The 26281-nt window shown below is 64.6% G+C and carries 26 protein-coding genes; 9 read left to right on the top strand and 17 right to left on the bottom strand.

The features are described from left to right. Positions 1 to 101: 101 nt before the first annotated feature. From RBB39_RS11875 to RBB39_RS11865, 3 genes are all read right to left on the bottom strand, one after another. On the bottom strand, positions 102 to 854 hold the full coding sequence (locus RBB39_RS11875) for an ABC transporter ATP-binding protein (protein WP_045991865.1): 753 nt from the start codon (positions 852 to 854) through the stop codon (positions 102 to 104). Continuing rightward, on the bottom strand, positions 851 to 1627 hold the full coding sequence (locus RBB39_RS11870; RefSeq protein ID WP_306169104.1) for an ABC transporter ATP-binding protein: 777 nt from the start codon (positions 1625 to 1627) through the stop codon (positions 851 to 853). Before RBB39_RS11870 ends, RBB39_RS11875 begins: the two co-directional genes overlap by 4 nt. Before the next feature lie 335 nt (positions 1628 to 1962). After that, on the bottom strand, positions 1963 to 3342 hold the full coding sequence (locus RBB39_RS11865; RefSeq protein ID WP_045991863.1) for an L-serine ammonia-lyase: 1380 nt from the start codon (positions 3340 to 3342) through the stop codon (positions 1963 to 1965). A 239-nt stretch (positions 3343 to 3581) separates the two neighbouring features. On the opposite strand from RBB39_RS11865, the gene RBB39_RS11860 reads away from it, so the two are divergent. Both RBB39_RS11860 and RBB39_RS11855 read left to right on the top strand, forming a co-directional pair. Further along, positions 3582 to 4505, top strand: coding sequence for a LysR substrate-binding domain-containing protein (locus RBB39_RS11860; protein WP_108448077.1), 924 nt, complete (start codon positions 3582 to 3584; stop codon positions 4503 to 4505). A 179-nt stretch (positions 4506 to 4684) separates the two neighbouring features. Then, positions 4685 to 5332: a hypothetical protein gene (locus tag RBB39_RS11855; protein WP_045991861.1), complete on the top strand. Its 648-nt coding sequence runs from the start codon at positions 4685 to 4687 to the stop codon at positions 5330 to 5332. A 216-nt stretch (positions 5333 to 5548) separates the two neighbouring features. Here RBB39_RS11855 and rpoD read toward each other — a convergent pair whose 3' ends face one another. From rpoD to rpsU, 3 genes are all read right to left on the bottom strand, one after another. Then, positions 5549 to 7384, bottom strand: coding sequence for an RNA polymerase sigma factor RpoD (gene rpoD / locus RBB39_RS11850; RefSeq protein ID WP_045991860.1), 1836 nt, complete (start codon positions 7382 to 7384; stop codon positions 5549 to 5551). Positions 7385 to 7696: 312 nt separating this feature from the next. Further along, the gene (gene dnaG / locus RBB39_RS11845; protein WP_045991859.1) at positions 7697 to 9511 is read right to left on the bottom strand and encodes a DNA primase; all 1815 of its coding nucleotides are present in this window, start codon (positions 9509 to 9511) and stop codon (positions 7697 to 7699) included. A 198-nt stretch (positions 9512 to 9709) separates the two neighbouring features. Continuing rightward, positions 9710 to 9925, bottom strand: a complete 216-nt coding sequence (rpsU, locus tag RBB39_RS11840; protein ID WP_013333229.1) for a 30S ribosomal protein S21 — start codon at positions 9923 to 9925, stop codon at positions 9710 to 9712. Positions 9926 to 10314: 389 nt separating this feature from the next. Between rpsU and tsaD the strand changes: the two genes are divergently transcribed. Beyond that, positions 10315 to 11343, top strand: coding sequence for a tRNA (adenosine(37)-N6)-threonylcarbamoyltransferase complex transferase subunit TsaD (gene tsaD, locus RBB39_RS11835; protein WP_045991858.1), 1029 nt, complete (start codon positions 10315 to 10317; stop codon positions 11341 to 11343). A gap of 79 nt (positions 11344 to 11422) precedes the next feature. Here tsaD and RBB39_RS11830 read toward each other — a convergent pair whose 3' ends face one another. Continuing rightward, positions 11423 to 12010, bottom strand: coding sequence for a glycerol-3-phosphate acyltransferase (locus RBB39_RS11830; RefSeq protein WP_045991857.1), 588 nt, complete (start codon positions 12008 to 12010; stop codon positions 11423 to 11425). Between the two features lie 204 nt (positions 12011 to 12214). Here RBB39_RS11830 and folB point away from each other — a divergent pair, with 204 nt between their 5' ends. Then, positions 12215 to 12580 (top strand): dihydroneopterin aldolase, encoded by a 366-nt coding sequence (gene folB, locus RBB39_RS11825; protein ID WP_045991856.1) that lies wholly within the window; start codon positions 12215 to 12217, stop codon positions 12578 to 12580. Next, positions 12580 to 13122, top strand: coding sequence for a 2-amino-4-hydroxy-6-hydroxymethyldihydropteridine diphosphokinase (gene folK / locus RBB39_RS11820; protein ID WP_045991855.1), 543 nt, complete (start codon positions 12580 to 12582; stop codon positions 13120 to 13122). The genes folB and folK overlap by 1 nt, the downstream gene beginning before the upstream one ends. 13 nt (positions 13123 to 13135) lie before the next feature. On the opposite strand, the gene RBB39_RS11815 is transcribed toward folK, so the two are convergent. The 8 genes from RBB39_RS11815 to RBB39_RS11780 all read right to left on the bottom strand — a co-directional run bounded on the left by RBB39_RS11815 (position 13136) and on the right by RBB39_RS11780 (position 21023). After that, positions 13136 to 14296 (bottom strand): polynucleotide adenylyltransferase, encoded by a 1161-nt coding sequence (locus RBB39_RS11815; protein WP_045991854.1) that lies wholly within the window; start codon positions 14294 to 14296, stop codon positions 13136 to 13138. Next, entirely contained in the window at positions 14293 to 14631 is a 339-nt protein-coding gene (gene glpE / locus RBB39_RS11810) for a thiosulfate sulfurtransferase GlpE (protein WP_045991853.1), read from the bottom strand. The genes RBB39_RS11815 and glpE overlap by 4 nt, the downstream gene beginning before the upstream one ends. A gap of 66 nt (positions 14632 to 14697) precedes the next feature. After that, entirely contained in the window at positions 14698 to 15510 is an 813-nt protein-coding gene (locus RBB39_RS11805; RefSeq protein ID WP_045991852.1) for a symmetrical bis(5'-nucleosyl)-tetraphosphatase, read from the bottom strand. A 39-nt stretch (positions 15511 to 15549) separates the two neighbouring features. Further along, the gene (apaG, locus tag RBB39_RS11800; protein WP_045991851.1) at positions 15550 to 15930 is read right to left on the bottom strand and encodes a Co2+/Mg2+ efflux protein ApaG; all 381 of its coding nucleotides are present in this window, start codon (positions 15928 to 15930) and stop codon (positions 15550 to 15552) included. Then, a complete protein-coding gene (gene rsmA / locus RBB39_RS11795) occupies positions 15927 to 16739 on the bottom strand; it encodes a 16S rRNA (adenine(1518)-N(6)/adenine(1519)-N(6))-dimethyltransferase RsmA (RefSeq protein WP_045991850.1) in 813 nt (270 codons plus the stop codon). The genes apaG and rsmA overlap by 4 nt, the downstream gene beginning before the upstream one ends. 41 nt (positions 16740 to 16780) lie before the next feature. After that, complete coding sequence (pdxA, locus tag RBB39_RS11790; protein ID WP_239452514.1) at positions 16781 to 17842, bottom strand: 4-hydroxythreonine-4-phosphate dehydrogenase PdxA; 1062 nt, start codon at positions 17840 to 17842, stop codon at positions 16781 to 16783. Next, on the bottom strand, positions 17842 to 18483 hold the full coding sequence (locus tag RBB39_RS11785; protein WP_045991849.1) for a SurA N-terminal domain-containing protein: 642 nt from the start codon (positions 18481 to 18483) through the stop codon (positions 17842 to 17844). Before RBB39_RS11785 ends, pdxA begins: the two co-directional genes overlap by 1 nt. 77 nt (positions 18484 to 18560) lie before the next feature. After that, positions 18561 to 21023, bottom strand: coding sequence for an LPS-assembly protein LptD (locus RBB39_RS11780; protein WP_045991848.1), 2463 nt, complete (start codon positions 21021 to 21023; stop codon positions 18561 to 18563). A 188-nt stretch (positions 21024 to 21211) separates the two neighbouring features. Here RBB39_RS11780 and RBB39_RS11775 point away from each other — a divergent pair, with 188 nt between their 5' ends. The 3 genes from RBB39_RS11775 (at position 21212) to RBB39_RS11765 (ending at position 23434) form a co-directional block, all read left to right on the top strand. Further along, entirely contained in the window at positions 21212 to 22252 is a 1041-nt protein-coding gene (locus RBB39_RS11775; protein WP_045991847.1) for an aminoglycoside phosphotransferase family protein, read from the top strand. Continuing rightward, positions 22249 to 22926, top strand: coding sequence for an N-acetylmuramate alpha-1-phosphate uridylyltransferase MurU (murU, locus tag RBB39_RS11770; protein ID WP_045991846.1), 678 nt, complete (start codon positions 22249 to 22251; stop codon positions 22924 to 22926). The genes RBB39_RS11775 and murU overlap by 4 nt, the downstream gene beginning before the upstream one ends. 88 nt (positions 22927 to 23014) lie before the next feature. Beyond that, on the top strand, positions 23015 to 23434 hold the full coding sequence (locus RBB39_RS11765) for an OsmC family protein (RefSeq protein ID WP_045991845.1): 420 nt from the start codon (positions 23015 to 23017) through the stop codon (positions 23432 to 23434). A 137-nt stretch (positions 23435 to 23571) separates the two neighbouring features. Here RBB39_RS11765 and coq7 read toward each other — a convergent pair whose 3' ends face one another. Next, the gene (gene coq7, locus RBB39_RS11760; RefSeq protein ID WP_045992115.1) at positions 23572 to 24216 is read right to left on the bottom strand and encodes a 2-polyprenyl-3-methyl-6-methoxy-1,4-benzoquinone monooxygenase; all 645 of its coding nucleotides are present in this window, start codon (positions 24214 to 24216) and stop codon (positions 23572 to 23574) included. Between the two features lie 249 nt (positions 24217 to 24465). After that, the gene (locus RBB39_RS11755) at positions 24466 to 24807 is read right to left on the bottom strand and encodes a histidine triad nucleotide-binding protein (protein WP_045992116.1); all 342 of its coding nucleotides are present in this window, start codon (positions 24805 to 24807) and stop codon (positions 24466 to 24468) included. Between the two features lie 222 nt (positions 24808 to 25029). Here RBB39_RS11755 and RBB39_RS11750 point away from each other — a divergent pair, with 222 nt between their 5' ends. Next, on the top strand, positions 25030 to 26274 hold the full coding sequence (locus RBB39_RS11750) for a sodium:proton antiporter (protein ID WP_045992117.1): 1245 nt from the start codon (positions 25030 to 25032) through the stop codon (positions 26272 to 26274). Positions 26275 to 26281: the final 7 nt, after the last annotated feature.

The raw sequence follows: 26281 nt of genomic DNA, 5'->3' as shown, positions 1-26281 counted from the left end.
ATAGGTTATTGTTTAGCAAGTGGTTGTTGAACGGCTACTGCCGGACATCTTGTGGTCGATGCAAAGCTTATCTAAGGGCTGGAAGACAGCGGCCATGGACACTAGACCCCGAGCAGGCTGTTGAGGTGCTCACGACGAGCGTCCAGATCACGCGCCTCGATGGTCTCGATGATGCGACCGTGTTCCATCACGAAGTGGCGATCGGCCAGGGGCGCGGCGAAGCGGAAGTTCTGCTCCACCAGCACGATGGTCATGCCCCGAGACTTGAGGGTAATCAGCACCTCGGCGAGCTTCTGGTTGATGACCGGTGCCAGCCCCTCGGTGATCTCGTCGAGCAGCAGGATCTCGGCCCCGGTACGCAGGATGCGGGCCATCGCCAGCATTTGCTGCTCGCCGCCGGACAGCCGCGTCCCCTGACTGCGACGCCGCTCGTAGAGGTTGGGGAACATGGCGTAGATGTCATCCAGGCTCATTCCGCCCGAGCGCACGGTGGGCGGCAGCAGCAGGTTCTCCTCGACGTCGAGACTGGCGAAGATGCCACGCTCCTCGGGGCAGTAGCCGACCCCCAGACGCGGGATGTGATGAGGCTTCATGGCCAGGGTCTCCTGGCCGTTGATCTTGATCGAGCCACTGCGCGAACCGACCATGTTCATGATGGTCTTCAGGGTGGTGCTGCGTCCGGCACCGTTGCGCCCCAGCAGGGTCACCAGCTCTCCCCGCTTCACGCGCAGCTCCACGCCATGCAGGATATGCGACTCGCCGTAGAAGGCGTTGACGTCCGCTAGACTGAGCGCCTCGTCGCCATGGGCGCCGACCGCCGGTGAAGCAGTTGGCCTGTCGAGAGTCTGGTTCATGCGCTGGCCTCCTCACCGACGCTGGCTTCACTGCCCATGTAGGCTTCACGCACCGCCGGATCGGCCGAGACGCTGGCATAGTCGCCTTCGGCCAGTACCGAGCCCCGGGCCAGCACGGTGATGCGATCACAAAGACGACTGACGACGCTCAGATTGTGCTCGACCATCAACACGGTACGCCCGGCAGAAACCCGCCGAATCAGCTCGACGATACGGTCGACGTCCTCGGCTCCCATGCCCTGGGTGGGCTCGTCGAGCAGCATCACGGTGGGCTCCAGCGCCAGGGTGGTGGCCACCTCCAGCGCACGCTTGCGTCCGTAGGGCAACTCCACGGTGAGGACATCGGCGACGTCGGCCAGTCCCACCTGCTCGAGCAGTTCCATGGCACACTGGTTGAGTGGCTCCAGCGAGCGCTCTGACTTCCAGAAATGGAAGGAGGTGCCGAGATTGCGCTGCAGGGCCACACGCACGTTCTCGAGCGCGGTCATGTGGGCGAACACGGCGGATATCTGGAACGAACGCACCAGCCCCAGCCGCGCGATCTCGTTGGCCCGCATGCGGGTGATCGGCTTGCCGCGATAGAGGATCTCGCCGCGGGTCGGCGGAAGAAACTTGGTGAGCAGATTGAAGACCGTGGTCTTGCCGGCGCCGTTGGGGCCAATCAGGGCGTGGATATGCCCTTCCGTGATCTTGAGATCCACGCCGTCCACGGCGGTGAAGCCACGAAACGACTTGGTCAGGCCACGGGTCTCTAGCACGTACTGCTGGGTCATGTGGCGTCCTCTGCGGGACCGGGGTCCCTGGCTTGAGGTTGTTATGGTTGTTCGATGCCGCGATGGCGACGCTCTACTTTACGTTTACGTAAGCTAGAAGAGTCAAAGGCCCGACGCAATTGGCCAAGCGTTGAACAAGACCAAAGATGTATTCTCCGCATTTCAATAGGTTGCTTACGACAAACCGGCAACACCTTGGCCCCGCGAGGTTTTCCCCCTGAAAAGCACAAGGCCCCCGTCGCGCTGGCGCGACGGGGGCCTGAAAGAAGAGGCTCCAATGGTTCGGTCCTCGTCGAGCGACTGGTCAACCACCACGACCAGCGCCCGCGTCCTGCTCAGCACTCGATGGCGTTGACGGCGAGTCCCCCCTTGGAGGTTTCCTTGTACTTCTCCTGCATGTCGGCGCCGGTGTCGCGCATGGTGCGGATGGCCTTGTCCAGCGAGATGAAGTGCTCACCATCACCGCGACAGGCCATCAGGGCGGCGTTGATGGCCTTGACCGAGGCAATCGCATTGCGCTCGATGCAGGGCACCTGGACCAGGCCTCCGACCGGATCGCAGGTCAGCCCCAGGTTGTGTTCGAGGCCAATCTCGGCGGCGTTCTCGACCTGGGGAACGCTGGCCCCCATGACTTCGGCGAGTCCGGCCGCGGCCATGGCGCAGGCCGATCCCACCTCACCCTGACAGCCCACCTCGGCGCCGGAGATGGAGGCATTCTTCTTGCACAGGATGCCGACGGCGCCGGCGGTCAGCAGGAAGTTGACCACGTCCTTCTCACAGGCACCGGGCTGAAACTTCATGTAGTAGTGCAGCACGGCGGGAATGATCCCCGCGGCGCCATTGGTGGGCGCGGTGACCATGCGCCCACCGGCGGCATTTTCCTCGTTGACCGCCAGGGCGTAGACGTTGACCCAGTCCATCGCCGAAAACGTCGTGGCGATCAGCCCCGCGTCATCGCCCATCGCCTCGAGACGGCGATACAGTGACGCGGCGCGACGCTTGACGTTGAGCCCGCCAGGCAACACCCCTTCCCCCTCGACACCACGGTTGACGCAGGCCTGCATGGCTTGCCAGATATCCCACAGACCGGAGCGCACCTCGGCTTCGCTGCGCCAGGCCTTCTCGTTTTCCAGCATCAGCTCGCTGATGCTCATGCCATGCAGACGACACAGCGCCATCAGTTCCGCGCCGCTGTTGAAGTCGTAAGGCAAGGGGGTGGTGTCGGAATCCAGCGCTCCGTCCCCGGCCTGGGCCTCGTCGATGACGAAGCCACCTCCGACCGAGTAGTAGGTCTCGCGCTTGACCTCCTCGCTGTGCCCCTTGGCCACCAGCGTCATGGCGTTGGGGTGATAGGGCAGGCTCTCCTCGTGCCATTGCAGGTCTCTGGCCCACAGGAAAGGCACCGCCACCTGACCACCGAGCAACAGGGTCTGGCTCTCGAGCAGCTCTTCGATGCAGGGGCCAACAACGGCCGGATCGATGCGGTCTGGACGCTCACCCATCAGTCCCATCACGCAGGCGCGATCGGTGGCGTGGCCCTTGCCGGTGGCCGACAGCGAACCGTAGAGGTGAATCTCGATCCCCGCGACGCGCTCCAGCAGGTCCTGCGACCGCAGCGCCTCGACGAAGTCGTAGGCGGCCTTCATCGGCCCCACGGTGTGGGAGCTGGACGGCCCGATCCCGATCTTGAACAGGTCGAATACGCTGATAGCCATGGCGCTGCCTCTTGTACGAATGACGCGAAGTGTGGGGCATGAGGGGCGGAGGTCCGAGACCTGCGAGGTCAATTTCGCTAAAGCGAGGGCTGTCGTTCCTCCGGGATATCGTTATGCTGGCTGCCATCGCTTCGATGGACAAGGCAGAATATCTTGCCTTCACTATAGCTCAGCTAAACCATACCTAAACCACCGCCATACCACGGCCAGACCATGACCTCTTGTCGGAACACATCGCAATGAGTCGACTGCTCAACGCCCAGACCCACGCCTGGCTGAAGGGGTTCGCCGTCAGCGCCCGCCACCTGTCCTTCACCCGAGCGGCGGAGGAACTGCACGTCACCACCGGCGCCGTCAGCCAGCAGATCAAGCAACTGGAGGACCGGCTGGGCTTCAAGCTGTTCCGACGCCTGCCCCGTCGCCTGGAACTGACCGAAGAAGGCAAGCGCCTGGCCGCCGTGGTGGACGACGCCTACCAGGCGGTGGGACTCGAGGTGAGTCGCCTGCGCAGCGGGGTAATGAGCGGGGTCATCCGCCTGCGCTCGGTGCCCTCCTTCCTCAACAAGTGGCTGATGCCCCGCCTGCCGCGTCTGCAGGCCAGGTTTCCCGATATCGAACTGCATATCACCGCCGAGGACAGCAACATCTCGTTGCGTGACGGCGACTTTGACCTCGCGCTCGACCTCAACGACGGCCACTATCCGGGACTTGCCATCACCCCGCTGATGCAGGAACGCATCTTCCCGGTCTGTTCACCCGGCCTGCTGAAGGGCCGCCCACCACTCAGACGTCCCGAAGACCTGGCCTGGTACCCGCTGCTGCATGACATCACCGCCTGGCGCGGCAGCCAGGAGTATGGCGAGTGGCGCCACTACCTGTCCGCCATCGGCGCCCCTTCGATCAATCTGGAGCGTGGCTACACCTTCAACCGCAATCACCTCACCATGGAGGCCGCCATCGCCGGCATGGGCGTGGCGATCGCCCGGGAAACACTGATCACCAGCGAGTTGAAGAGCGGCGCCCTGATCGCCCCCTTCCGTGCCCGCGTCGACAGTGGCAAGCAGTACGGCATCGTCCACGCGGCAGGCGCCACCGACGATCGCCGGGTCAAGGCCGTGCACGACTGGCTGGTGGAGGAGGCCAGCCGCAGCACAAACCACTAACCCCCGTGCCTGGACGAGCGGCCCAGGCCAGGTCATCGGGCACCTGTCTTGCGCCTTGCCTATGCTGTATAAGCATATGGCGAAGACTGGCGAAGAATCCTTCGGGATTCCCAGACACTCCCCCGGCTCGACGGGTATAATCACTTCCAGATACACCCCTTTTCTGGAGATTGAGAGGGATGCTCAATACCCCCCCTTCCATCACGCCTACCATCAGCTTTCGCGCGACCTGCGCCAGAGCCTTGCTCTATATCCTGATCATCGGCGCGATGATGCAGGGCGTGCTGTGGGAGACCGGCCTGCCCGAAAAGATTCGCTTCAGCGAAGTCGGTTTTACCGAGAGCATGCAGACGCTGTGGCTGCTGATCAGCTGCCTGTTGCTGATCTACGCCCGCCAGGTGCTGGACGGTCTGCCACGGGTGACGCTATTGATGTTCGGCCTGCTCGGCGCCGCCCTGATTCGCGAGCAGGACGCCTTTCTCGACGCCTACGTCTTCGACGGCGCCTGGCAGACCCTGGTGACCCTGCTGCTGCTGCCCATTCTCTATTGCGTGCTTCGCCAGCGTCACGCCTTCGTACGCGAGTTCGAGGAGTTCGTCGAAAGCTTCGCCTTCGGCCTGTTTGCAGCAGGCTTCCTCTGCACCTTTGCCTTCTCGCGGCTCTACGGCCGCAGCGAGATGTGGGAGGCCCTGCTCGCCGAACGCTACGTCAGGGTATTCAAGGACGCCGCCGAAGAGGTCACGGAACTGTTCGGCTATACCCTGCTGATGTTCGCCATGGTCGAACTGGTGCTGTGGATCCGCCGGCGCCAGGCCAGAAGCCAATAGCTCGTGACCACCACAGCGTCGTGACACGACAACGCCCGCGGCCATCACCGCGGGCGTTGTCGTTTTCAGCCTTCGCTCGCCGGAAACGCTCGCGTGCGGCAGCGCTTCACCCTGATTCGATGACATGAAAAAACGCCCGTGGCTTTCGCCACGGGCGTCCTGTGCTCACCCTACTGCTTCGCTGTCGACGCAAGCCCTGCTCGGTCGAGACAGGCGTTACTCGTCGAGGAAGGAGCGCAGCGGTTCGGAGCGGGTCGGATGGCGCAACTTGCGCAGCGCCTTGGCCTCGATCTGACGGATACGCTCGCGGGTCACGTCAAACTGCTTGCCGACCTCCTCGAGGGTGTGGTCGGTGTTCATGTCGATACCGAAGCGCATCCGCAGCACCTTGGCTTCGCGGGCGGTCAGGCCACCGAGCACGTTGCGCGTGGCTTCGACGAGGCCCTCGCCGGTGGCCGAGTCGATCGGCAGCACCATGGTGGAGTCTTCGATGAAGTCACCCAGGTGCGAATCGTCGTCGTCACCGATCGGCGTCTCCATGGAGATCGGCTCCTTGGCGATCTTGAGCACCTTGCGCACCTTGTCTTCCGGCATCTCGAGACGTTCGCCCAGTTCTTCAGGCGTCGGCTCGCGCCCCATCTCCTGCAGCATCTGCCGCGAAACGCGGTTGAGCTTGTTGATGGTCTCGATCATGTGCACCGGAATACGGATGGTGCGCGCCTGGTCGGCGATGGAACGCGTGATCGCCTGACGAATCCACCAGGTGGCGTAGGTCGAGAACTTGTAGCCGCGACGATATTCGAACTTGTCCACCGCCTTCATCAGGCCGATGTTGCCTTCCTGGATCAGGTCGAGGAACTGCAGGCCGCGATTGGTGTACTTCTTGGCGATGGAGATGACCAGACGCAGGTTGGCCTCGACCATCTCCTTCTTGGCACGGCGAGCCTTGGCCTCACCGATGGACAGGCGACGATTGACCTCCTTCACCTCGCTCACCGGCAGCTGGATCATCTCCTCCTCGAAGGCGATCTTGCGCTGGGCACGCTGAACGTCAGCCTTGAGCGGAGCGAGACGATCGGCGTAGCGGGCGTTGTCGGCCATGAAGTCGTCGAGCCAGCCGAGCCGGGACTCGTTGCTCGGGAAGGCCTTGATAAAGGCCTTGCGCGGCACCTTGGCCTGCTTCACCAGGAGCTGCATCACCGTCTTTTCCTGGGCACGCACCTGCTCGACGCTGATGCGGACCTGTCCGACCAGACGTTCGAAGTGCTTGGGCACCAGCTTGATCGGAGAGAACAGCTCGGCCAGACGTGCCAGCTCTTCCTGAGCCTCACGGGACTGACGACCGTGGGTCTCGATGGCGGCGTTGGCGGCCTGACTCTGCTCGCGAATCTGCCCGAAACGCGCACGGGCCTCTTCCGGATCCGGGCCACCACCGGAGTCGTCCTCTTCTTCCTCGCCGTCTTCGTCGTCGTCGCTGGCAGCCTGCTCGTCCACCTCGGGCACTTCGGCCTCGGCCACGCCGGGGATGCCTTCGTCGGGGTCGATGAAGCCGGAAAACAGGTCAGAGAGACGTCCCGGCGCTTCCTCGTCCTGGGTGGCATCGTAGGCATCGAGGATCGACTCGACGGCACCCGGCACATAGGCCAGCGCCGACATGACTTCACGGGTGCCTTCTTCGATGCGCTTGGCGATCTCGATCTCGCCTTCACGAGTCAACAGCTCGACGGTGCCCATCTCGCGCATGTACATGCGCACCGGGTCCGTGGTGCGACCGACATCGCTTTCCACCGCGGCCAGGGCCGCCACTGCCTCTTCAGCCGCGGATTCATCGGTTGAGTGATCCGACATCATCAGGGTATCTTCGTCGGGAGCTTCCTCGACGACGTTAATACCCATGTCATTGATCATGCCGATGATATCTTCCACCTGGTCGGGGTCGGCGATATCTTCGGGAAGGTGGTCGTTGACCTCGGCATAGGTCAGGAAGCCCTGTTCCTTGCCGCGCGCGATCAACTCCTTCAGACGTGACTGCTGCTGCGCATTTCCAGCCATAGAAACCCTATCTCGACGAAGAAGAATGAAGCACCTGAAGCGCTAAGGTGGAGAAACTCGGTAAGCCGGACAGTATAGCGGTTTTGGGGCCACTTCTGCCAGTCTGGAGTGTTTGCGCGATGTCTCAGGTGTGTTAGTTTATCTGGTTGCGCCACTTGTCAGCGCCGTATCCCTTAGATGGTGATGGTAGGACAAAATTCAACCCTACCCGCATCCATACCTCATATTTGTCGTCGATCGCTCACAGGTTCTTACCATTGGTGGTAGCCGAACCTGCCGTCGTGACAGCGCTCGCGCCCTGCCGCAAGCGACCTAGCGCCCCGCCGCCAGCAACTCCATCAAGCGCCCGCGTTCTTCACTCGACAACCGCTCGCCGGACTGTTGCCGCCTCAGCAAGGCGTCGATCTCTTCCTGCCGGGACGGGGTCTGACTGGCTCTCTGAAAATAGCTCACCAGACCATCGAGCTCCGCCGCCCTGGCTGCCACCGGGATCAACAACTCCCGTCGCGCCAGCGCCGCCAGCCGCTCACCGTCCTCGCTACCGTGGAAGTGCATCAGCAGCACCTGAGCGCTTGAATAGCCGCCAGCACGAAGCAAGGTAATGACCTCCCGGCACAACCGGGCGTCCTCATCCTGCCCCCCGCACCAGTCCAGCGATTCGGGCAAGCGCTCCACCAGCCTGGGCTCGTGAACCAGCAATTGCAGGGTTCGCGCCATCAGGCCAAGGGCGCCCCCGGAACGGCGCGGCCGTGGAGCCGGCTCGCCGTCCTCGACAACGGGTTCGAAAAACTCATCGACCGGCGCGACGTCGTTGTCCTCGGGCGCCGGCGCCAGCAGCGCCTCGAAGCGCGACTGCTCGACCCCGGTGCGACGTGAGAGCTCGGTCAGCATCAGCGACTTGAGTACCCCCTGGGGCAGCTTCTCGATCGCTGCCAGCACCTGACTGGCGTAGCGCTCTCGCGATTCAAGCTGGGCCAGATCGCGCCCCTGGGCGGCGTGCTCGAACAGAAACTCCGACAGAGGGCTTGCGCACGTCACCCGATCCTCGAAGGCCTCGGTTCCCTCCTTGCGCACCAGGGAGTCGGGATCCTCTCCCTCCGGCAGGAACAGGAAGCGTGCCTGGCGACCATCGATCATCTCCGGCAGCACCGTTTCCAGCGCCCGCGCTGCCGCCTGACGTCCCGCCTTGTCGCCGTCGAAGCAGAACACTACTTCGCTGACCAGACGGAACAGCCGACGCAGGTGATCGGCGGTGGTGGCGGTGCCAAGCGTCGCCACCGCGTTGCGAATGCCGAACTGGGCCAGCGCCACCACGTCCATGTAGCCCTCGACGATCAGCAGGCGTTCCAGGCGATGATTGGCCTGACGTGCCTCATAGAGGCCGTAGAGCTCGCGCCCCTTGTGGAACACCGGCGTCTCGGGCGAGTTCAGGTACTTGGGCTTGGCGTCGCCCATCACTCGGCCGCCGAAGCCAAGCGTCCTGCCACGAATATCGCGGATCGGAAAGACGACCCGGTCGCGGAAGCGGTCGTAGCTGCGGCCACTGTCCTCGTGATGCACCAGCAGGCCGTACTCGATCTGCACCGACTCATCGACGCCCTGGCTGCCCAGGTGTCGCTTCAGCGCCTCCCACTGGGCCGGCGCGTAACCGATGCCGAAGGTCTCGCGCACCTCATCGGACAGCCCTCGGCCCTCGAGGTATTCGCGCGCCGCCTTGCCTTCCGGCATCTTGAGCCGCTCGCGAAAATAGCTGGCCGACATTTCCAGCAGGTTGACGCCTTCCTTGCGCTTCTTCTCGCGGGCCTGGGCGCGAGGGTCGTCCGCCCCTTCCCTCGGCACTTCCATTCCCATCCGCGAGGCCAGCTGCTCCACCGCTTCGGGAAACCGCAGCTTGTCGTACTCCATCAGAAAGCGCAGGGCGTTGCCGTGGGCGCCGCAGCCGAAGCAGTGATAGAACTGCTTGTCCGCACTGACCGTGAAAGACGGGCTCTTTTCCTGGTGGAAGGGGCACAGACCGGAATGGTTGCGCCCGGCCTTTTTCAGCTTGACGCGCTCTCCCACCACTTCGACCACGTCGACGCGGGCAAGGAGATCATCGATGAAACGCTGGGGAATCTGACCGGCCATATTCTGCTCGACAGGAGCTCTCTCGACTGAAGCGCGCTAGTCTAGACTGAAACGCGCTAGACAATGCACTAGCAGGAGCAAGAGAAGCGAAGCGGGAGTCGGCGACAAACGTCAGAAAAACAAGCGGCCACCTCAATGGCGGCCGCTTGGCGTCCTCCTGAACCGAGGGCGGCGGACCGCGCTCGACTCAAGTACGGATCAATAGAGCCGTTCGAAACGCTTGCGCTCGCGCTGGAGCTTCTTGGCGTGACGCTTGACAGCGGCAGCAGCCTTGCGCTTGCGCTCGGCAGTCGGCTTCTCGTACTGCTCACGACGACGAACCTCGGACAGAACGCCGGCTTTTTCACAGGAACGCTTGAAGCGACGCAGAGCGACGTCAAACGGCTCGTTATCACGTACTTTGACAGAAGGCATTAAGCACTCACCTACCTTGGGTAACTTGAGTTCGGTTTGTACGCACACCTTCAAGGCCAATACCCCGCACCACTCCTTGTCCGGCCAACCCTTGAGCTGACAACAGCTCAGCGCAGGAACCCTGCGGGCATGACCTGAAACGGAACAGAGACGGGGGAAGCGAGCCCTGGATGCACGACCCAGTCTTGCAGCGGACAGTATTTTAGTGACCATCCCGCTTTCTTGCAAATGCTTTCGTCTCGCTCACCCTTCAATCTGTACCCGCCGCCAGCGCTGCTTGCCTGCCACAAGGCGCGCCGCGGCCGCCGAAAGGGAGCCCGTCGCTTATGCAGCGGAAGCCAAATCGGCGTAGAATACTCCCCCCTTTCACCGTTTCCCGAGCCCGATCCATGCGCGTACTAGGCATCGAAACCTCCTGCGACGAGACCGGCGTCGCCATTTACGACACCGACCGCGGCTTGCTGGCCGATGCGTTGCATAGCCAGGTGGCGATGCACGCGGACTACGGCGGTGTGGTGCCGGAACTCGCCTCTCGCGACCATACCCGGCGCCTGCTGCCGTTGATCGACCAGGTGCTCTCTGGAGCACAGCTCGAACGCACCCAGCTGGACGCCATCGCCTACACGGCAGGCCCCGGGCTGGTCGGCGCGCTGATGGTCGGCGCCAGCACCGCCCACGGCATGGCCCGCGCACTCGGCATTCCGGTGCTCGGCGTTCACCATATGGAAGGACACCTGCTCGCTCCCATGCTCGAGGACGAGCCTCCGGCCTTTCCCTTCGTGGCATTGCTGGTCTCGGGCGGCCACACCCAGCTGGTCCAGGTTGACGGCATCGGGTGCTATCAACTGCTGGGCGAATCGGTGGACGATGCCGCCGGTGAAGCCTTCGACAAGGCTGCCAAGATGCTGGACCTCGATTACCCCGGCGGCCCGCGGGTAGCTGCCCTGGCCGAGGGCGGCGACCCGGGCCGCTTCCGCTTCCCCCGGCCGATGACCGATCGCCCGGGTCTCGACTTCAGCTTTTCGGGGCTCAAGACCCACACCCTGACCGCCATTCGTCAGTTAGAACAGGCTGGCCAGCTCGACGACCAGGCCCGCGCCGACGTCGCCAGAGCCTTCGAGGAGGCCGTCGCCGACACCCTGGCGATCAAGTGCCGTCGGGCCCTCAAGCAGACCGGGCTCACCCGCCTGGTGGTGGCCGGCGGTGTCAGTGCCAATGTGCGCCTGCGCGCCAAGCTGGAAGAAGCGACGCGAAAACAGGGGGCTCGCGCCTACTACCCTCGCGGCCGCTTCTGCACCGACAACGGCGCCATGATCGCTTATGCGGGAGCCCAGCGTTTGATCGCAGGAGAAAAGGATACCGTGGGTCAGATGAAGGCGGTGCCGCGCTGGCCGATGGATCAACTCAGCGCGCCGTAGTCGACTAGCAAGAAGAAAGGGCCATGATTGCGCTCTCTATACGCCCAGGAGCCCAGCCTGCCCCATCGAGCCGGTCGCTTTACAGGTGGGGCTCCTTGCCCTGGCGCAACCGGCCGATATTGATGGCGTGGCGGGCCACCACAAGACCGGCGAACACCAGCACTACCCAGACAAAGTCCGGCGCCAGCCACAGGCTCAGCAGCGGGGCCAGGGTGGCGCTGGTCAATGAGGCCACCGCCGCGGTGTGCGCCCACCAGGCAAGCAGCGCCCAGATCACGGCGCTGACCAGGGCTACCCCAGGGGTCAACAACAGCATCACGCCGAAGGCGCTGGCCACCGCCTTGCCACCACGGAAGCGATACCACGCCGGGTAGCAGTGGCCCAGCAGCACACCGAGCCCCACCAGGCCTAGCCCCCAGGGCGGCAGTTCGAGCCACAGGCCGAGCAGCAGCACCGGCCAGCTTTTCAGGGCGTCGATCGCCAGCGTCGCCAGCGCCAGCGGCACGCCGTGCTGGCGAAGCACATTGGAGAAGCCGGGATTGCAGGAGCCGCTGAGCCGCGGATCCGGGCGCCCGGCCCAGCGGCAGACGCTGATGGCGCCCAGCCAGGTGCCGCTCAGGTAGGCAAGAGCGGTCAAGGGCAGTATCACTTCCAACGATGAACCCATGGCGACTCCTGACCCGACGCAACCGGTGCTGGCGAAAGATGCCACACTCAAGGGCATTCCGTCGTAGTTTGCCAGTACGAGCACTCGCGAGTCACCCGCGGCCTGTTTCCCGGGGGGCGGCTCAAGTACAATCGGGCGCCTTGTCACACCTGCTTTTCCCGGTTCTTGCTTAGCGGCCGGGAGGACAATCACCGGGGATCACCGATGGATCAGGTACTGATCGAAGGCCTTGAACTGGATACCGTCATCGGCGTCTATGACTGGGAGCGCAGCATCACCCAGCGCCTGACGCTGGACCTGGTGCTGGCCACCGACATCCGCGCTGCAGCGCAAGACGATGACCTGAGCCAGACCCTCGACTATGACGCCATCAGCCGTCGCATCGGGGTCTTCGCCGAAGAACACAGCTTCGAGTTGGTGGAAACCTTCGCCGAGCGGCTGGCGGAACTATTGCAGGAGGAGTTCGGCGTGCCCTGGCTGAAGATGACCCTCCGCAAGCCCGGGGCGGTGGCCAACGCCCGCGCCGTAGGCGTCAGCATCGAGCGCGGTCAGCGCCCCGGGGGCCACTGATGGCGCTGGTAACCCTGAGTCTTGGCAGCAATATCGAGCGCGACCAGCATATTCGCGTCTGCCTGGACGCCCTGTCGGAGACCTTTGGCGAGCTTGCCATCTCGCGGGTCTACGAAAGCAAGCCGGTCGGCTTCGAAGACGGTCGCAACTTCTACAACCTGGTGGTCGCCCTCTACAGCGACTGGTCCGTTGGCGAACTGCAGGCCTGGTGCAAACGTCTCGAGGCCGCCAATGGTCGACGCAAGGACAGCCCCAAGTTCAGCCCTCGCACCCTCGACGTGGACATCCTCACCGTCGGCGAGCAGGTAGGCGACATCGACGGCGTCAGCCTGCCGCGAGGCGAAATCCTGCACCACGCCTTCGTGCTCTGGCCCATGGCCGAGCTGCTGCCGGAGCACCGCCACCCCCTCGACGGGCGCTGCTATCAGGAGATCTGGCAGGCCTTCGACGCGGACGACCAGCCGTTGTGGCCCATCGAGTTCCACTGGGGGGATCGGGCGCTGCCTTCACGCGCAGCACTCGAGGGGACTCTCGAGCAGTAGCCCCGCAAGCCCGCTAGCGCCAGGCGTCTTCCAGGACGGCAAGCCGCCTGTGTCGTAGCTCCTGACCCAGCGCCGCACCCTTGAAGCCCTCATCGAGCAGGTCTCTGGGCGAGAGCGCCAGCGCCGTACGATAGCCCAGCGCCAACCGTTCGGCGTCCCCGGGACGCCTAAGTGCCAGCACCGCCAGCAGCGGCGCCACCCGCTCACCGCGGCGCCAGGCGTCGATGCCATCGAGCCAGTCCATGGCGATCAACGGCGCCGAGCGATCACCGTCCTGAGCAAGCGACGACGCCAGCTGTCGGGTCGACGCTAACTGATGCCCTGCGTCACGATAGTCGTTGGGTAGCTTGAGGCGCTCCTCCAGGGCCTTGCGTGCGGGCGCACTCAGTGCCTCCACCAGTCGCCCCCAGCGCCAACAGGGCGAACCGGACAACGCCTCTGGCAATCTCGTCATCCGCACAAGCGCACGCTCCAGGGCATCACCGCCCGCCTCGTTCAGCGCCGGCATCAGCCGCTCAAGTGCACCGCAGGCGGCCAGGGCATCGAAGTAATGCCGCGGCTCGGGCTCGCCGAGCGCTTTCTCGGTCTCCACCCAGACCCGCTCGGCCACCAGATGGTCGAGCTCACCGCTGTCGGCCAGTTGGCGCATCAGCGCCTGGGTCGGTTCGGCGATGCGAAAGCCAAGACCTGCATAACGGGCCAGAAAGCGGGCGGTACGCAGCACCCTCAAGGGATCCTCGACGAAGGCCGGGCTGACGTGGCGCAGCAGTCGATCATCGAGGTCTCGACGGCCATCGAAGGGATCCACCAGCGCGCCGTCGAGTGACTCGGCCATGGCGTTGATGGTCAGATCGCGGCGGGCCAGGTCTTCCTCCAGGGTCACCTCGGGGCTGGCGTGCACCACAAAGCCGGTATAGCCGTGACCGGACTTTCGCTCGGTCCGCGCCAGGGCGTACTCTTCGTGGGTCTCGGGGTGCAGAAATACCGGAAAGTCGCGCCCCACCGGGCGAAAACCACGCTGGCGCATGGCCTCGGGGGTGGCACCGACCACCACCCAGTCGGTGTCCTTCACCGGCCAGCCAAGCAGCGCGTCGCGTACCGCGCCACCCACCCGATAGACCTCCAGCCCCGCACAAGGCTCGTCGCCCTGACGCTGCTCGCGTTCCTGGGTCATGACGCCGTCCGGCTCACCCGTTCGGGCAGGCGATGCTGCCACTCGGTAAAGCCACCATCGAGGCTGTAGACGCGCTCGAAGCCCTGGGCGCTGAGCCAGCTTGCCGCCTGCTGGCTGGAATGGCCGTGATAGCACACCACTACCAGGGGTCTATCCTTCGGCGTCTGTTCGACCAACGGCCCTACGCTGTGGTTGTCCAGATGGCGGCTGCCGGGAATGTGGCCCTGGGCGTAGCTGCCGGGATCGCGAATATCGACGAGACACAGCTCGCCTTGCTCATCGAGCCACTGGCTCAGGCGCTCGATATCCAGATGTTCGAAGGCGGCGGACGTCATATGGACTCCTTGATAAAGGGAAGGGTCGGGCACGGGGAAGCGGGTCTCGGCGAGTGGCCTGCGGCGTTACGCAAACTGCCGACTGGGCACGCTGATGCGCTCGCCGCTGTCCAGGTCCAGCGCGGTCAGACTGCCGCCCCAGACGCAGCCGGTATCCAGCGCCTCGGCGCGAACCCGACTGCCGATGGCCTCGCCGTTGAGCGCGGCCCAGTGGCCGAACAGCAGCCAGGGATCATCCTGGCGAGGGTACTGAAACCAGGGAGCGAAGCCATCCGGCGCACTGTCCAGGCCTTCCTTGGCGTCGAAATCCAGGCGCCCCTCGGCGTCGATGAAGCGCATACGGGTCAGGGTGTTGACGATGGCCCGCAGGCGGTCGACCCCTTCCTGGTGCGGCTTGAAGCGGCGCGGACGATTGCCGTACATGCGCGTGAGAAAATCGCCGGCACGCTCGCCGGTCAGCATCCACTCGACCTCACCGGCCAGCGACTCGGCCTGATCCAGCCCCCACTGGGGCGGCAGGCCGGCGTGGGTCATCAGGGTATTGCCATCGCGCACCAGCAGCGGCCTGGCCTGGAGCCAGTCGAGCAGGGTCTCGCGATCCTCGGCCTCTAGAATATCGTCGATGGTGTCCTTGCGCTTGGTCGCGGCGCCACCTCGCGCCACCGCCAGCAAATGCAGGTCGTGGTTGCCTAGCACCACCCTGGCCGCCTCCCCCAGCGCCATCACTTCGCGCAGGCAGGCCAGCGACCCCGGCCCGCGGTTGACCAGATCTCCGGCCAGCCACAACTGATCCCGACGTGGATCGAAGTCGAGCGCCTCGAGCAGGGCGATGAATTCCTCGTGACAGCCTTGAAGGTCACCGATAGCGTAGCGTTTCATAGGATCTCGGGGCTCTTGAAGGGCGTTCGATTCGCCAGATCAGTGAATCTGGTTGGGTGTGGCCAGGCGAAACACCGTGATCGGCACCTCGAAGGGACGCTGGCTGGCGGTGTCCACGCAGGTGTAGGCCCCTTCCATGAACCCTACCGGCCCGTCGAGAATGGCACGACTGGTGTACTGGAAGGTCTGACCGGGGCCTATCATCGGCTGCTTGCCGACCACCCCCTTGCCGCGAACCTCCTGGACCTGCCCGCTGGTCTGGGTGATCTTCCAGAAACGCGCCATCAACTGAATATTCCCCGGCGAATGATTGTGCACCGTCACCGTGTAGCTGAATACGAAGCGGTTCTCCATCGGCGAAGATTCATCTTCACGATAGGCGGGCTCCACATCGACCCTTACGTCAGGCATCTCGCTCATGACGGATTCTCCTCTGCACTCAAGGCGTTGGCGATGGACACGAACTCTTCCACCTCCAGCGTCTGGGGCCGCCGGCTCGGATCGATACCGAGGGCCTCGAGGGCGTCACCGTCGATGCGTCCCTTAAGATTGTTGCGCAGCGTCTTGCGCCGCTGACCGAAGGCCTCGCGCACCACGTCGAACAGCAACGTCTCGTCCTTGGCCCGCCCCTGGGGTCGCTCACGCGGGGTCAGCCTGACGATGGCCGAGTCCACCTTGGGACGCGGCACGAAGGCCTCCGGCGGTACCACGAACAGCGAATCGACGTCGCAGAAGTACTGCGCCAGCACCGACAGCCGCCCACGATCACCTCCGCCCGGTGGCGCCGCAAGACGATCCACCACCTCCTTCTGCAGCATGAAGTGCATGTCCTGGATGGCGTCGCCGGCCCTGAGCAGGTGCGAGATCAGCGGGGTCGAGATGTTGTAGGGAAGGTTGCCGACGACCCTGAGTGGCTGGCCCTCGCCGCGTAGCGCAACGAAGTCCATCTTGAGCGCATCGCCTTCGTGGATGACGAAGTTCGGGTGATTGAAGAATTGCACCCGCAGCCCCGGAATCAGGTCCCGGTCCAGCTCGATGACCTCGAGATCACCGTCGGTGGCATCGAGCAGTGGTTCGGTCAGCGCCCCCTGGCCAGGGCCGATCTCGACCATACGGTCGCCGGGGCGCGCCCCGATGGAACGCACGATGCGCGAGATGACGCCGGGATCACGCAAGAAGTTCTGACCGAAGCGCTTGCGGGCCCGGTGCGCCGTGGGGCGGGATGACATGCTTGAATCCTTTGCAAAACGAGGGTTGGGGTGACGGACCTTCAGCGCTCGGCCACCCGGGTGCCCATATCCTCGGCGAGGGCAATCGCCACCGCCAGGCTATCGGGACTGGCGGTGCCATGCCCGGCCAGGTCCAGGGCGGTGCCGTGGTCCACCGAGGTCCGTGCCAGCGGCAGCCCTAATGTGATGTTGGCGGCCTGGCCGAATCCCGAGTACTTGAGCACCGGCAGACCCTGGTCATGATACATCGCCAGCACCGCGTCGACGCCGTCGAGATGGCGCGGGGTGAACAGGGTATCCGCCGGCAGCGGCCCGTCAAGGGCCAGTCCTTCTTCACGTAGCCGTTCGAGCACCGGGGTGATGATCTCGATCTCTTCGCGCCCGAGATGCCCATCCTCGCCGGCGTGGGGATTCAGACCGCACACGGCGATCCGCGGAGAGACAACGCCAAAGAAGTCTGTCAGGTCCCGGGCCAGAATACGCAGCACTCGCTCGAGCCCCTTTTGAGACAGCGCATCGGCCACCTCGCGCAGCGGCAGGTGGGTGGTCGCCAGGGCCACCCGCAGCGGTATCGAACGCAATGGATCAGTGGTGGCGTCGGCCGAGACGACGCGCCCGTGCAGGGCGCTGTCGGTGGCCAGCATCATGACCACCTCCTCGACCCCGCAGGCATCGCGCAGGTACTCGGTGTGGCCGGTGAAGTGGTGATGGCCCGCATCGCGGATCACCCCCTTGTGCAGCGGCGCCGTGACCATCGCCGAGGCCTTGCCTGCCAGGCACTGGGCCACCGCCATATCCAGGGTCTCGAGCACATAGTCGGCGTTGGCCGTCGACAGCACGCCAGGCTCGCTGGCCTCCTTGAGCGCGACCGGCCACACCGCCAGACGCTGCCGGCGCGGCCCCGGATGCGCCTCGCCCGGTGCCACTATTACCACCTCGACATCCAGTCCGAGCGCCAGGGCGCGAGCCCTCAACAGCTCTGGGTCGCCAATGGCGACCCAGTCGGTGACGTGGCGCGCAGCCAGCATCAGGGCAAGCTCGGGACCGATACCGGCGGGTTCGCCGGTGGTCACCACGATCGGCGCCTTCATCCGCTGCGACATCAGCCCTGGTTCAGGCGCTTCTCGACGAAGGCCTCGCCGCGAATTTCCTGAACCCACTTCTCGAGTTCATCGCCGGCCTTGCGCTGGAAGATCGCCTGGCGCGCCTCCTCGCGGCTGGTGCCGACGCCTTGCTGCTGCAGATAGCGCTCGACCTCGGACTCGGAGATGTTGATCCGGCTGGACACCTGGGCCTGCTGGACCTTCATGATCAGCATCTCGCGACGGATCTGATCACGCACCTGGGACAGGCTCATGCCCTGGGACTCGAGCCGATCGGCGAACTGCTCCAGGCTGACACCGTTCTGGTTGGCCACGGCGCGCACCTGACGATTGAGCTCGGTATCGTCGACGCTCAGGTTCATGCGCTCGGCCATCTGCACCTCGATCTCCTCGACGATCATGCGGTCCAGAATCTGCTCACGCAGGGCCTGCTCCGGAGGAGTGTCCATGTCGCTGGCGCGCAGTCTGGCCATGGCCTGCTCGACACGGTCATCGAGCTGGGAGGCCATGATGGCGTCCTCGTTGACCACGGCGACGATCCGATCCAGCGGCTGGCGGTAACCGTCCTGGGCGTGGGCCGCCACGGTAGTCAGTGCCAGACAGGCGGCCATCGCCAGGGCGGCAAGGGGTCGGCTACGCATAGTCATGCTTCCTCGTTCACTCAGATTCGATGCGGCGAGCACGTCTCGTGCTCGCCGTTGGGGATACGCCAGGGTATTTAGTTCAGGCCGGGACGGTAACCGGGCACCGCAGACTGGAAGTAGGTGTCCGCGTCGCCACCGATGCCACCGAAGCCCTTGAGCACAAAGCGCAGGAAGAGCCCGCGATCCGTGGTGTCGTCCTCGATGTTGTTGGCGGTGTCCTCGTCTTCGATCCACTCGCGCCACACGACCTGCACACCATAACAGCAGTCGTTCCACTGCACACCCGCCATCTGGTCGAGGGCACGGTCGTTGGTGTTGTCGTAGAGCACCCGGCCGATGACGTCGAAACGATCCGTCGCCTTGTAGGCGAAGGACATGTCGTACTCTTCGCGGTTGTAGTTGCGAACGTCATCGTCATCGTCGGCGTTGTCGAAGCCTTCGATCTCCCAGCGGTAGCCGAGGTTGAGCACGTGACCGGCGTCAGCACGGTACTGCACGCCAAGGCCGGTGCTCTCGGTGCGACTCTCCTCGTCGTCGTAGAGCCACTGCCAGCGGGTGCTCCAGTTGTCGGTGATCTGCCAGTTGATTCGGGTCACCCAGGGCGAACGATCGCGGGTGGCTTCGTAGTAGTCGAACGACTCCTCATCACCGGGCAAGGTGTCGGGATCACCGGCCATATCGATATTGCGGTCCTCGAAGTAGGCCGACTGCCCGACCCCGACAGACAACCGCTCGCGGCCGCTCTGGTCTTCGAGGAAGCGGCTTTCCACGCCGTAGGACAAACGGTTCAGGTCACCCAGACGATCGCCGCCGGAGAAGCGGTACGGCGACCACAGCTGGCCCCACGAGAACGCCAGTTCCTCGGTGTCGAAGTCGGGGAAGTCGCTCTGGTCGCGCTCCGGTACGTAGGCGTAGTTGAGGCGTGGCTCGAGGGTCTGGCGCCAGTCGTCACCGCCAAAGGCGAAGTCGCGCTCGAAGATCAGCCCGGCGTCGATGGTGGTCACCGGTGCGGTCAGCGTCGGGCTCTCGCTGTTGTCGGTGATGCGCTCGTCATAGTCGAGGTCATAGCTCGTGTGCTGCAGCGCCACGCGGGGTTCGAAGAAGCCCCAGCTCGGCTCGAAGCGGTAGCCCACCGCCGGCGCCAGATCCAGGCGGGCGCCCTTGACGTCTTCCCTGAGCGGGATGCGGCGCTGGGTATCCTCGTAGTCGTAGAAGCCGTTCTCGTCGCCCTCGATATCGCGCCAGAAGTAGGTGGCGTTGGAGTTCCACTCCTGATAGAAGCCGAGGTCCTGGGACCAGCGGCCGTTGGCGGTCAGGCTCGGCAGCCGGTAGAAGGGCTTGTCGCCTTCGTCGACCGGATCGTCCAGCAGCTGATAGCCCTGGGCCTTGGCCTGGAGGTTCCAGGTGTCGCCGAGGTAGTCGATCTGGGCCAGACGCGCCATGTTGCTGGTATCGGTCTCACCAAAGGTACGCCCGAAGTCATCGAAATAGCGGCCGTCACTGGCGGCGCCATAGCGCAGCCGGTAGGGAACGCGCGAGCTGAAGCGCCCGTAATGGCTGTAGTCGAAGTACCAGCGTTCGTCGCCGTTCTCGAGCTCGGTGGTGGAGTCGTCATCTCCGGCGGACTCGTCGTCACCGATGTAGGCGCCTTCCAGAGTGCCCTGATCGGTGGGAAACAGGTAACGGAACTCCGCCCCCATCAGTAACCCGCTGTCGTCGATCCAGCGCGGGGTGATGGTGGCGTCATAGTTGGGCGCCAGATTCAGATAGAAGGGCTGTGCGTAGTCGACACCACCGTCGGAGACGCCGATGGTCGGCCACAGGAAGCCTGTCTGGCGCCGCTCGTCGATGGGAAAGCGCACCCAGGGCCAGTAGAACACCGGCACATCGCCTACCTCCAGGCGGGCATGCTTGGCGGTACCGTAGCCCTGATTGCGATCCAGCAGAATATCGTTGCCGATCAGGCGCCAGGTGCTGTCGCCAGGCTCACAGGTGGTGAAGCTGGCCTCGCGCAGACGAAAGACGTTGTCACTGACTCGCTCGAGCTGGATGGCATCGCCGCGCAGGCGCGACTCGTGGGCCACGTAGTGGGCCGAATCGATGGTGGCCTGGTCGCTGTTCAGCGACACCTCGGCGCTGTCACCGCGCACCAGCAGGCCCTTGTCGCGCAGGGTCAGGGGACCACTGGCGTTGGCCAGGTCACGCTCCGGTGGTACCTGCACCCGGGTTGCCTCGAGCTGGGTATCGCCCTTGCGCAGCACCACTTCACCGTCGAGCACGGTGTCACCGTCGGTGCCGTAGTTGGCGGTGTTGGATTCGCTGTTGACCTGGCCATCGATGGCCGGCGCAGGAAGGCGGTATTCGGGCTGAACGTAGTAGCCTCGGCACACCGTCCCGGCGGGACGGTCATCGCCCCAGGGCTGCCAATCCATCTGGCTTGCCGGCAGGGGTTCAGGTGGGGCCGCCCACAGGGGGGACGACACCAGACTGGTGGTGGCGAGGCCCGCCAGGGCCGTCCATGCGTATCGCTTGGCCATGTTGCACGCTGTCCTCGACGGGGTGAATCGGTATTATACAGGCCGCGGCCGACCTGTAACGCCGATCTGTTCCAACGAGATTCGCGCCACGGCCGCCCTTGATCCATGCACAGCATGCGGTGAGGCCAACGGAGCGTCAACCGACATTGGCATCCTTCGCCCTGCCGCCACCAGGAGTTTTCCCCCCGATGTCCCAGGCTGAAAGCCCCCGCCGACTCGAGCAACTGCGCCTTTGGGCACAGGCACAGCACCCGTCCATCGAGGGCTCGAGCGATCTCGTGCTGGCCGCCGGCGACGCCAGCTTCAGGCGTTACTACCGCCTCACCCTGGAAAGTGGGGAGACCCGCATGCTGATGGACGCCCCACCCCCCCAGGAGGACGTCGGCCCCTTCGTCGCCATCGCCCGTGACTGGCACGCAGCGGGCCTGCCGGTACCCCGGGTCTATGCCGTGGACGCCGACCAGGGCTTCGTGGAGCTTGAGGACCTCGGCGACGAGCCGCTGCACCTGGCCCTCGACGGTGCCGACGAGGCCACCACCCACGCCCATTTCGACGCCGCCATCGCGCTGCTCGAGGAGCTTCAGCGGAAGGCTCCGAGCGATAGCCTGCCGCCCTACGACGCCGTAACGCTGGCCCGGGAGCTGGACCTGTTCCCCGACTGGTGCCTCGCCCAGTGGCTGGAGTTGGATGGCCAGCCTCCCGGCTGGCCTGCGCTGCGCCAGGCGCTGATCGAACAGGCGCTGGCCCAGCCGGTGGTCACCGTGCACCGCGACTTCGATGCCATGAACCTGATGCGTCACGCCGCCGAACTGTGGTTGATCGACTTCCAGGACGCCCTGGCAGGCCCCATCACCTATGACCTGATCTCGCTGTTGCACGGGCGCTATCGGCGCTTCGATGCGGCCACCCGGGCGGCCTGGAGCGAGGCTTTCCGCCAGCGCGCGATAGCCGACGGGCGCCTGTCTGACTCGGTAGATAGCGACAGTTTCCTGCGCTGGGTCAATGCCATGGCTGCCCAGCGTGCGCTCAAGGTGCTCGGCATCTTCTGTCGCCTGACCCTGCGCGACCAGCGCGACGGCTACCTGGCGCGTCTACCTCACTTTCTTGCCCATCTTCAGGACAGCCTCGAGGGGCTGGAGGGCCTCGCGGGACACGCCGACTTCAGCGCCTGGGTCGAAGACAGCCTGCGCCCGCTGATCGAAGCCCGCGTCGCAGAGGTGCGCCCATGAAAGCCATGATCCTGGCCGCCGGTCTCGGCAAACGCATGCGGCCGCTGACCGACCACTGCCCCAAACCCCTGTTGCCGGTGGCCGGCGAACCGCTGATTGGCCACCACCTCAGGCGCCTGGCCGGCTGCGGTATCGAACAGGTGGTGATCAACGTCAGCTACCGTGCCGACCAGATTATCGAGACCCTGGGCGACGGTGAACGCTACGGGGTATCGATTGCCTACAGTCGCGAGGACGAGCCGCTGGAGACCGCCGGCGGTATCGCCAAGGCTCGCCCACTGCTCGGCGAGGAGCCCTTCGTGCTGGTCAGCGCCGATGCCTTCTGCGACATCGACCCCAGCGCCCTGCCCTCTCTGGAGGGCGATCTGGCCCATCTGGTGCTGGTCGACAACCCCGTCCACAACCCGGACGGCGACTTCCACCTGGCGGCCGGCGGCAGAGTTTCGAGCGACGGCTCGCCAAAGTTGACCTACTCGGGGATAGCGCTGATCGACCCGCGTCTGGTGAATGACCTGCCCGCTCCCTGCTATCCTGTCGCTCCACTGCTTCGCGAGGCCATGGCCCGCGACCTCGTCGCCGGCACCCACCATCGGGGAGACTGGGTCGACGTGGGTACGCCCGAGCGCCTCGAGGCGTTGAATCACCGACTCGGCGGCGCTCCTGGCGAACGCTGATCGAGTCCGGCTGCATCCTGCAGACCGCATCTTGCAGACCGCATCAAAAAACATCGACATCACTATCGCAGAAAAAGAAGGAATCCCCATGAAAGCCAGCGTCAAATGGACCGACGGCCGTCAGTTCGTGGCCGAATCCGGTAGTGGCCACGCCGTGGTCATCGACGGCCCCCCCGATCACGGTGGCCGCAACACCGGGCCGCGCCCGATGGAGATGCTGCTGATGGGCATGGGCGCCTGCACCTCCTTCGACGTGCTGGAGATCCTCGAGAAGTCCCGCGCCCCGGTGGAAGACTGCGTCGCCGACATCGAGGCCGAACGCGCCGACAGCGTGCCGTCGGTGTTTACCAGGATCCACGTGCACTTCACCGTCACCGGCAAGGGGCTCAAGGAAAAGCAGGTCCAGCGCGCGGTGGAACTCTCCGCCGACAAGTACTGCAGCGCCTCCATCATGCTGGCCAAGGGCGGCGTCGAGGTCACCCATTCCTACACCATCGTCGAATCCTGAGGCCGCTTCGAGCGCCGCGCAGCAGCGAGCGCCTCGGATCGACAGCCACCCTCACGCAAAAGCCCCTGCCGATCGGCAGGGGCTTTTGCGTGAGGGCGAGGCCATCGCAGCATCAGGCGCTGGCCACCGGCACAGGATCAGATGCGGTAGACGCTCTTGGTCATCACCCTGGACATCAGCGTCATGCCGGCCTTGACCGGGCCAGGGAACCTGGCGCCACCAGCCTCCAGCGCCTGCTGAGCGTGGTGGGCCTCGTCGATGGCCATCTGCCTGAGCACCGCCCGGGAGCGCTTGTCCCCTTCGGGCAAGGTCTCGAGGTGCTCGTCCAGATGCTTGCCCACCTGCTCCTCGGTGGCGGCGACAAAGCCCAGGCTGACACGATCGCCAACCGCCCCCGCCAGCGCCCCCATGCCGAAGGACGCCACATAGAACAGCGGATTGAGTCGACTGGTCGGCGCATTCAACTCCCTGAGCCGGTCCTCGCACCAGGCAAGGTGATCGATCTCTTCCTGGGCGGCTTCCTCCATCTGGCCGCGCACCTCCGGCAATTTGGCGGTCAGGCCCTGGCCCTGGTACAGCGCCTGGGCGCATACCTCTCCGGTGTGGTTGATGCGCATCAGGCCGGCCGCGTGATGGCGCTCATCCGGGCTCATTTCGCCGTCATGGATCGTATCGACCGCGGGCGTCGGCCGAGATGCCCGCGCCGCCCCCGGCACCAGGGTGCGCAATACATTGTCGAACTGATGGATGGCCCGATCGGCGGGGCTGAGAGAGCGGGACATGGCGCGATCCTTGTACGACTAAGTGAGCCAGCGAACATGGGCGAAACGATGAACGTTCGCATCAAGGGATTATTCTACGCAAGCGTCGGCGGCACTCAAGCGCCGGCTTTTCAAATGGGGCACCAGCCCCTCGGCGGCGCCTAGAAACAAAAACCGATCGGCGCCGCCTGGGGGACACCAGGCGACGCCGGAGAATGCACGGATGCGTCGAGCGCTTGAACTGCCGGAAGAGACTCCGTCGCGCGCCGGCTAGCCAGCCGGCCATGTGAAGCGACGACCGCCCATCACGTGCATGTGAATATGATAGACCGTCTGGCCGCCGTCTTCATTGCAATTCATCACCACCCTGAAGCCGTCTTCGGCAAACCCGAGGTCCTTGGCCAGACGCGAGGCGGTCAGCGGCAGGCGCCCCACCAGTGCCTGGTCTTCCTCGGTGATGTCGTTGAGGGTGGCAATATGCTTCTTGGGGATGACCAGCATATGGGTCGGGGCCTTGGGATCGATATCGTTGAAGGCCAGCACCTGATCGTCCTCGTAGACGATATCGGCGGGAATCTCGCGGTTGATGATCTTGCAGAACAGGCAATCCATGGCAGGCTCCGGGGCACACTGAAAAAACGGTGTCTTCGAGATTACCCGCCAACAGGGCCGCTGTCAGTCCCCTGACTCGCCCGATCACTGACCCAGGCCCCATGAGCAACGTTCCCAAACCGCCAGTTATGCACCTCTGGTCATCGCGCTCGCCTGCCCCCCCAAGCCATTGCGGCTATGGTACAACCGTAGCTCCCATGCATTTTCGGAGTGTCGCCTGCCATGCATCACACCGCCTTGCTGCTGATCCTTCTGATCATCATCGCCTTTGCCCTGCTGTCGCGGCGCATCTCGGCCTCGCTGATCAGTCTGCCCATGGTGTTCATGGCCGCGGGGATGGGGCTGGGCGCGCTGACGCCGGACCTGGTGCCCATGGACATGCAGCAGGAGCTGACCCAGGTGATCGCCGAGATCACCCTGATCATCGTGCTGTTCGCCGATGCCTCGGTGGTCAAGCTGAAGTCTCTGCGCCAGAACCTGGCGATTCCGCTGCGCATGCTGTTGATCGGCATGCCCCTGACGGTCTTGCTGGGCACGCTGATGGCCAAGTGGGTCTCGCCGGAAGCAGCCTGGGGCACCGCCATGCTGGTGGCGGCGATTCTTACCCCGACCGACGCGGCCTTGGGCCAGGCGGTGGTGTCGAGTCCCAGCGTGCCGGAACGTATCCGCCAGTCGATCAACGTCGAAAGTGGGCTCAATGATGGTCTGGCTGTACCCGTGATTCTTGCCTCGGCACTGCTGGCGGTGGCGGCCACCGGCACCGAGGTCGCCGACGCCCCGAACAACCTCTGGACCTTCGCCCTGCTGCAACTGACCCTCGGGCCGCTGGTCGGGGTGCTGTTCGGCTGGGGCTTTGCCCGCCTGCTCGACGCCGCCATCGACCGCGGCTACGTCACCGTCATCTATCAGGGCATCCTGTTTCTGGCGCTGGCCTTCCTGATCTATCTGGTCGCCGAAACCGTCGGCGGCAACGGCTTTATCGCGGTGTTCCTCGGCGGCCTGACCTTCGGCAACCAGCTACGCCATGACACCACCTTCATCGAGGAGTTCATGGAGAGCGAGGGCCAGCTCTTGACCATCGCCACCTTCCTGATCTTCGGTGCGGTAATGGTGCCGCTGGCCCTCTCGCATGCGTCCTGGAAGACCGTTGCTCTGGCGCTGATGTACCTGTCGGTGATTCGCATGATTCCGATCTGGATATCGCTCACCGGACTCGGCTTGTCCGCCTATGAAAAGACCTTCCTCGGCTGGTTCGGACCTCGGGGGTTGGCCAGCATCCTGTTCGCACTGCTGATCTACGATCAGTACCCGATCCCCGGCAGCGACGAGATCCTCGCCTGCGTGGTGTTGACGGTCATGATCTCGGTGGTGCTGCACGGCGTCAGCGCCCAGCCCATGGCCCAGCGCTTTGTTGGCTCTGGCGCCGCCAAGGACGCCCCCGTCAAGCAGGCGCCTCCCGGCCACTGAGCCCCCC

Source organism: Halomonas sp. MMSF_3323, assembly GCF_030733595.1.
In the GTDB taxonomy this organism is placed as follows: Bacteria; Pseudomonadota; Gammaproteobacteria; order Pseudomonadales; family Halomonadaceae; genus Halomonas; species Halomonas litopenaei.
The sequence above is the reverse complement of the archived record's forward strand: the minus strand, read 5'-3'. Positions and strand labels throughout refer to the sequence as shown.